The organism is Synechocystis sp. LEGE 06083 (genome assembly GCF_015207725.1).
Lineage (GTDB): Bacteria > Cyanobacteriota > Cyanobacteriia > Cyanobacteriales > Microcystaceae > Synechocystis > Synechocystis salina.
Window position 1 is genome coordinate 1 of the sequence record NZ_JADEWJ010000255.1, and the last position, 5,857, is coordinate 5,857.

9 protein-coding genes and 1 pseudogene are annotated in these 5,857 nt (G+C 43.7%); all 10 read right to left on the minus strand.

Annotated elements, in window-relative coordinates; translation table 11 throughout:
* Positions 1-286: 286 nt before the first annotated feature.
* The 10 genes and pseudogenes from IQ219_RS20585 to IQ219_RS16120 all read right to left on the minus strand — a co-directional run bounded on the left by IQ219_RS20585 (position 287) and on the right by IQ219_RS16120 (position 5,416).
* A pseudogene (locus IQ219_RS20585) lies at positions 287-680 on the minus strand (hypothetical protein).
* The gene (locus IQ219_RS16085) at positions 665-1,108 is read right to left on the minus strand and encodes a DUF29 domain-containing protein (protein ID WP_190598903.1); all 444 of its coding nucleotides are present in this window, start codon (positions 1,106-1,108) and stop codon (positions 665-667) included. The pseudogene IQ219_RS20585 and the gene IQ219_RS16085 overlap by 16 nt, the downstream one beginning before the upstream one ends.
* Before the next feature lie 158 nt (positions 1,109-1,266).
* Positions 1,267-1,695 carry a DUF29 domain-containing protein gene (locus tag IQ219_RS16090; RefSeq protein WP_194073274.1) on the minus strand — a complete coding sequence of 143 codons (429 nt, stop codon included), beginning with the start codon at positions 1,693-1,695 and terminating at the stop codon, positions 1,267-1,269.
* Between the two features lie 29 nt (positions 1,696-1,724).
* Positions 1,725-1,940 (minus strand): hypothetical protein, encoded by a 216-nt coding sequence (locus IQ219_RS20215; protein ID WP_228017214.1) that lies wholly within the window; start codon positions 1,938-1,940, stop codon positions 1,725-1,727.
* 4 nt (positions 1,941-1,944) lie between these two features.
* Positions 1,945-2,250: a trans-aconitate 2-methyltransferase gene (locus tag IQ219_RS20220; RefSeq protein ID WP_228017216.1), complete on the minus strand. Its 306-nt coding sequence runs from the start codon at positions 2,248-2,250 to the stop codon at positions 1,945-1,947.
* A gap of 140 nt (positions 2,251-2,390) precedes the next feature.
* Positions 2,391-3,176 (minus strand): glycosyltransferase family 2 protein, encoded by a 786-nt coding sequence (locus tag IQ219_RS16100; RefSeq protein ID WP_194073275.1) that lies wholly within the window; start codon positions 3,174-3,176, stop codon positions 2,391-2,393.
* Complete coding sequence (locus IQ219_RS16105) at positions 3,169-4,350, minus strand: glycosyltransferase (RefSeq protein WP_194073276.1); 1,182 nt, start codon at positions 4,348-4,350, stop codon at positions 3,169-3,171. Before IQ219_RS16105 ends, IQ219_RS16100 begins: the two co-directional genes overlap by 8 nt.
* A 111-nt stretch (positions 4,351-4,461) precedes the next feature.
* Positions 4,462-4,851, minus strand: a complete 390-nt coding sequence (gene vapC, locus IQ219_RS16110; RefSeq protein WP_304650695.1) for a tRNA(fMet)-specific endonuclease VapC — start codon at positions 4,849-4,851, stop codon at positions 4,462-4,464.
* A 21-nt stretch (positions 4,852-4,872) separates the two neighbouring features.
* Positions 4,873-5,109 carry a type II toxin-antitoxin system VapB family antitoxin gene (vapB, locus tag IQ219_RS16115; protein ID WP_199309763.1) on the minus strand — a complete coding sequence of 79 codons (237 nt, stop codon included), beginning with the start codon at positions 5,107-5,109 and terminating at the stop codon, positions 4,873-4,875.
* Between the two features lie 58 nt (positions 5,110-5,167).
* Positions 5,168-5,416 (minus strand): glycosyltransferase, encoded by a 249-nt coding sequence (locus IQ219_RS16120; RefSeq protein WP_194073277.1) that lies wholly within the window; start codon positions 5,414-5,416, stop codon positions 5,168-5,170.
* Positions 5,417-5,857: the final 441 nt, after the last annotated feature.

Genomic DNA, 5,857 nt, shown 5'->3' on the forward strand with positions numbered 1-5,857 from the left:
GTCTGTATCAGCAAAGTACGTGATCTTCATGGTTTGAAGGAACGGTCAAAAAAAGCATTATGGACAGTTTCTCGATCTGACAATAAAATTACACGGAGATGTCTACCTTCCATTTCGGGAATGGACGCCCATAATTTAATTCTACCGTCTGTTTGAATTTCTTCCTTTAGGGGATTGTTCACAGCGTATTCTATCCATTCCAAGTGAATAATCAACCGATCTGGTCTTTGTCTGGTGGCCAGAAAATACTGGGTAAATTTCATTAAAGATTATCAAGGTATCCTATTTATTCGCCATACTCCTGCAAAAAACTGAGGAAATCAGCTAGGGCTGTTCTGGTGTCTGGGCTGGGGGCAAGTTGATGCCGTGTTTGCAAAATAAGGTATCGATTTTGGCTTCGAGCACGGCTAGTCGCTCGTTGTCTTTCTTGATTTGCTCTGTCTCTTTCCTGATCTGCTCGGTTTCGTGCTTCAATCTCTCGGTTTCGGCTTCGATTTCCAGCGTGCCACTCAAGGCTGAGATTAACCAGGAGAGCCGTTGTGCCCAACGCGAATGCCGAAGCTCCAGCCGAGGATGGTGAGGGGGATTGGGGTGGTGTTGAGCTTGCCATAAAACCTTAGGAGGGCCGGAACAGCATTTCGATAAAGGGCGAAAAAATGTATTTTTAGCCAGGATAAAATTGATCATCTAATAATTGATTCCAGTGATAAGGACAAGTCTCTGGAAAAATCGGCTTGGGTAAATTTGTCTCCTGAATTGCCCCTTTGCGACCATATTTATAACCTTTGGCAATCATGTCATCCAGTCGATGTTTCAAGCCAGGATTATCTTCTAATAATCGCTCCAACTGAATTCGTTGTTTATCAATGGAGTGTTTCCAACTAGCAGAGCGACGATTAGGCTGAAATTGCCACTTGAGCAGATGCAAGGTTAATTGCTCGATCGCCGACACAAAAGCACGATATTCACTGCGGCCCAAATCTTCAATTTCCTCGATCACATTTTCCCAATCAACCTGATTAAATTTTTTCTCCCGTAGGAGCTGGGCTTGGTGCAATGACCAGCTATAAAAATCTTGTTCGTAGAGTGAGGATGGGACTGTTGGCATGACATATCTTCCACGAATTTTCACTTTCTATTCTAGGTCAATGGTTACGACATAGTGCAGAGGCAAATAATGCCTAGATTAATAAAACATTAACGCTTGCCAGAAACTTTAAACTTAACCTCCAAAAGCGATCGCCAATCTGGGTCAAACAACCCTGTTCAGTCGGGCAAAAATTGGTTGTTGAGTAATTCTTCTGGAGTATAGGGACAATGCTCGGGGTAATTAGACAGGCCCGTTTCCCTTTCGGCACTGATTACTGAGAGGGGATAAACGGATAGGACTGCTTCTGTTAGGCTATGTTTGAGACTGGGATTTTCCTGCAGTAATTTGGCTAGCCGTAGTCGTTGTTCTTTAATGGTCAACTGCCAACTGCGAGATCTCAGATTGGGTTGATATTGCCACTTGAGCAGATGCATAATCAGTACTTCTAGATGGCTGGCAAGTTGGCGTTTTTCTGAACGACCGATAGTTTCAATTTCTTCTGCCAGATTAGCCCAATCCAAGTTATTGGTCTGCCTCTGTCTCAGCAGTTCCGCTTGCTGGCTGGCCCAGGCATAAAAGTCGGTTTCATAATCGATTATTGCCATATTCTTTTTCCGTCGATCTTACTGAAATCTTAATTCAATCGAGCTGATGCTAACATTCCTTTCCACAGATAGGGTAAACGTCCGGCAAACTTGAATTTCAGATCGGTAAATCCTTCTTCCTGTAATAGCTGGGACAGGGTCTTGACGGAGAAGAATTTGATGTGGCCCCCATCCCAGAGAACGGTGTGATGCTTGTCCATGGCATTTAAATAGAAAAGATGCTCGATGACATCGCTAGAAACCACAATGTCAAAATAGTTTAGAAATTCTACAGGGGGGGGGTGAGTACAAACTGTGCTGTCGGAACTGGCAGTCAGGAAAAGTCTTAGTGGCCTGGGCTACGCCGGAAGTGGATTCTTCTATGCCAGTCACATCAAAGCCCTGTTGGGCAATGACATTGGTTAGGCTACCGTTGCCACAACCAAGATCGAGCACTTTCAGAGGATCGCCGTTTTGGTTGGTAGCGTTGGGTAAAAGGGAGAGCAGAGCCGGGGCATAGAAGCTATGGGAATGGGATGGTTTCGCACTCTGCCATTGGTATTCGTAACTAGTCATGGTGAACAATATCCAAATTAGGTCAACGGTAATAGAGTCGAGGGTAACCCGTGTCCTACTACTTAAATCGTATAAATTTAAGTACTTTCAGGTGATCGCCGTTTACTCGCTGTATTTCTGAAGGAAACTGAGAAAGTCCGTTAGGGCTGATTTGTTCCAGAAGTTTCTAGTAGCTCAGCTTCCATGAGGCGTAGGCTCAGTAGGATTTCTGCAAAAACACGCTGAAATGCGTAGTACCAACCCCGCCAACCGTCGAGAATGCCTCCTTTGATAATTAGGCAGTAAATAAAAATAATGAAGGGAGCTAATATTTTTTGCTGGCGAATTTTGTCTCCCCAGCTTAATTTTGATAAGGGAGTTTTCTGAAGCTTTTTGACTTCGAGCGTCATGTAGCGATCCTGGGCCCAAAGCCAGCGGCTGAGGGATTTGCGATCATCGTGATCAATAGGTTTTGACAAAAACTCAGAGTGCCCTTTGACAACTAAAAGTTGGGTATGACCATCGTCAATGTAATGTGATCGCGCTTTACGGAATAGAGCTTGACGGGGGGGAAGAATGGTTCCGCGGAGTGGCTTCCCAAAAACGCAGTATTTGAAGGGAATAAAATAACCATCAATTTCCGGGGAAGGAGACAAGGTTTTTAGCTCATTAATGAGAGCATCGGTGAGGACATAATCGGCATCAAGGGAAAGCACCCATTCGGATTGAATCTGTTCCAAACCAAAGTTCCATTGCTTAGCGTGGGTGTCAAACTTTCGCTGGATGACTTCCACTTGGGAATAACGTTTCAGAATATCAAGGGTGGCATCGGTGCTGAAGCTATCAATGACCACAATGCGCCTTGCCCACTGGAGTTTTTGCAGGGTACGTTCTATATTTGGGGATTCGTTATAGGTGAGAATAAGTGGGGTGATTGACTCAAGCATGGAGATGAGGCAAGGGTTGGTTATGGATAATGGCGTCGTATATCTGGACTAAATTAGCGGCGATTTTATCCCAGGTATAGTGCTCAAAGATGAATTCACGGGCTTGCTGCCCCATTGCTTTGGCTTCCTCTGGATTAGCGAAACACCAATGCAGGGCTTGGGCGATTTGTTGGAAGTCAACGGGGACGATTTTTGCTACGTCAGAAGCTTCCGGAAAATTACAGGCGTCGGTGAACACACAGGGTAAACCGCTAGCCAAGCCTTCTAGGATAGATATGCTAAAGCCTTCAGAGTAGGAGGGGGCAACATAAACGCTGGCGGCCGCTAGGGCGGAATACTTCAAGTCACCATTGAGTATCCCAGTAAAGGTCACAGCATCTTGGCCCCCCACGTCTTGAAATAGTTTTTGGGCTGTGGGTAGATAGCCGATGTTGTCTGGACCAGCAATGATCAGATGGCTATTGGGAAACTGTTGATGGACTTGGGCAAAGGCTGGGGCGAGTAAATCCAATCCTTTTTTCGGATCTATGCGTCCCAAAAAGAGAATTAACTGCTTGTCCCGTAGGTGGGGGAACTGTTTCCGGAATGGTTCTGCACTGGCAGGGGGGGCAAAGTGGTGGCAATGAATGCCGTTGGGCACAGTTACCAGGGGAGAGTTTAGCTGAAGAGGTTGAATCCTTTCGGCTTCGCTCTTGGCAAGCACCTGAATTGCACTGGCCTTTTGCAAAGCGGGACGTTCCAAAAGCTTGAAGTAAGCTAATTTTTTTTGGGCTTTGTAGGCTAGGGCCCAGGGTTCGAGCATGCCACGGGGAGTGACAATGTAGGGAATTTGATGGCACTGGCAAGCCCAATAGGCTGGTAAGTTGTTGAGGGAGAAAACCGCATTAGTGTGAACTAAGTCATACTCTTTAACATGTTGAAAGAGCCATTTTCCTAGGGCAAAGCTCCATTTATAGTCTTGCCAACCCAGATAGGAAAAATACTGAATGCGGACGTTATTGTTTTGATTCCAGGTGTAGAGGGGAACATCGAGGGTTTGATCGCCATTGGCATTGGTGGTGACTAAATCTACATTAATCCCTTGTTGAGTGATAGCTTCGGCCAATTCAATCACACTTTTGGATGGGCCACCATAAACGTTACCAATGGCGGGGATGACGGTCAAAATTTTCATTTTTAGCAATGCTAGTTGGGGCTGTCCAGTTAATTCACTGTTTAGCAGAGGCGATCGCCAGAATGACATTTAATATTCTTTTGTAGTCTGGAGTTATTCTATTTTGATGACTTAATTTGCCCAATTTTCTAATCTTAATCCTTTAATGCGTTCAAATTCTTTAAGATTATTGGTGACTAAAATTAACCCCAGGGAACGGGCATGGCCAGCAATCATCGTGTCGTAGGGGCCGATAGGGGTTCCACGCTGAGCCAATTCTGCTTTTATCTGACCAAAATGGGTAGCCCCCTTAATATCAAAAAACTCGACCTCCATACGAGCGATTAGGTTTTCGATTGCTGATAGGTTTTTTTCCGGCATAGCAGAGCGTTCTGCACCAAAAACAAGTTCGCCCAGGGTCACGCTGGAGATACACATCTGTCCATCATGTTTCTTGAACAAGGTTCGTACCTGGGGAGGCTTATTTTTCATAGTATAAATAACAATATTGGTATCAAGCATATATTTCAACATGAAAATACCCTAAAAAGATTCGCGGCTTTGATCTTTGGGCTGTTCACGGCAATTCATAAAATCTGATGATACATGGCAATTATCAAACCAATCATCCCACGATTCCCCAACTGGTGTAATGATGCGAGTGTTACCCACCGCAACAATGGTTATTTTTTTTACGTTTTCTGGCAACTCGACCATTTTGGGCAGACGAACAGCCTGAGTCTTATTATTCCTAAAAACATTGGTCTGAATGCTGGACATGGTACATTATCTAATTAATGGATATACAAAAAGTATATCCCATGGGTTACTTACTGCTCTAAGTTTGCTGACCTGTTTTTTTATTGATGGCAAACTCCACAGCCTGTTGGAGGCCCTGGGCAAAATAATCGGGGGAATATTTTTGGGTATGGTTTAGGGCGGCTTGGCCCATCATTTCCAAATCAACTTCTCCCGAATTCATTTTTAGCATGAGATTGGTCAGTTGGACCTGATTTTCAGGGTCAAAGCCAAAGCCATTCACTCCTTCGATGATTAAATCTTCAAAGCAACCACAATTGTCGGACATAACGGACATAAGTACTAACAAACTTTTAACAGTATACCGTTAGTGATACCTAATTTAATTACACCATACATTTTTGAAAGTAATTTTGTAGGTACCAAAAATTATCGTAATTGGGAAGGTCTATTTATAGAATAATACACATTTGTGGATTAAAGCTAGTATCGAACGAACTGTTGCTGAGGGGTTCGCAAGCTTGTTTTTGTATACAAAAAAACGGGAAATATAACTGCGGCGTAGTAGAGTATCTGAGAAAATAAATTTGAAGTTTGAGAACCAACCGCTATGATGGAAAATGGCAACAGCAAGCAATAGAATACTTGGGCAAGATGATTTTTATAAACCGTAGCCAAAATCCAAAGATTCTTGTATATCCAGGAAATAATACAAAAAACAAGACTACCAAAAAACCAAAACTCTATGAATAGTTCTCCAATGCAGGTA

Excerpts from the sequence above, each read along its gene's own strand:
- IQ219_RS20220 (WP_228017216.1), bottom strand. The coding sequence starts at position 2,250 with ATGACTAGTTACGAATACCAATGGCAGAGTGCGAAACCATCCCATTCC.
- vapB (WP_199309763.1), bottom strand. The coding sequence starts at position 5,109 with ATGTCCAGCATTCAGACCAATGTTTTTAGGAATAATAAGACTCAGGCT.
- IQ219_RS16100 (WP_194073275.1), bottom strand. The coding sequence starts at position 3,176 with ATGCTTGAGTCAATCACCCCACTTATTCTCACCTATAACGAATCCCCA.
- vapC (WP_304650695.1), bottom strand. The coding sequence starts at position 4,851 with ATGCTTGATACCAATATTGTTATTTATACTATGAAAAATAAGCCTCCC.
- IQ219_RS16105 (WP_194073276.1), bottom strand. The coding sequence starts at position 4,350 with ATGAAAATTTTGACCGTCATCCCCGCCATTGGTAACGTTTATGGTGGC.
- IQ219_RS16090 (WP_194073274.1), bottom strand. The coding sequence starts at position 1,695 with ATGGCAATAATCGATTATGAAACCGACTTTTATGCCTGGGCCAGCCAG.
- IQ219_RS16085 (WP_190598903.1), bottom strand. The coding sequence starts at position 1,108 with ATGCCAACAGTCCCATCCTCACTCTACGAACAAGATTTTTATAGCTGG.
- IQ219_RS16120 (WP_194073277.1), bottom strand. The coding sequence starts at position 5,416 with ATGTCCGACAATTGTGGTTGCTTTGAAGATTTAATCATCGAAGGAGTG.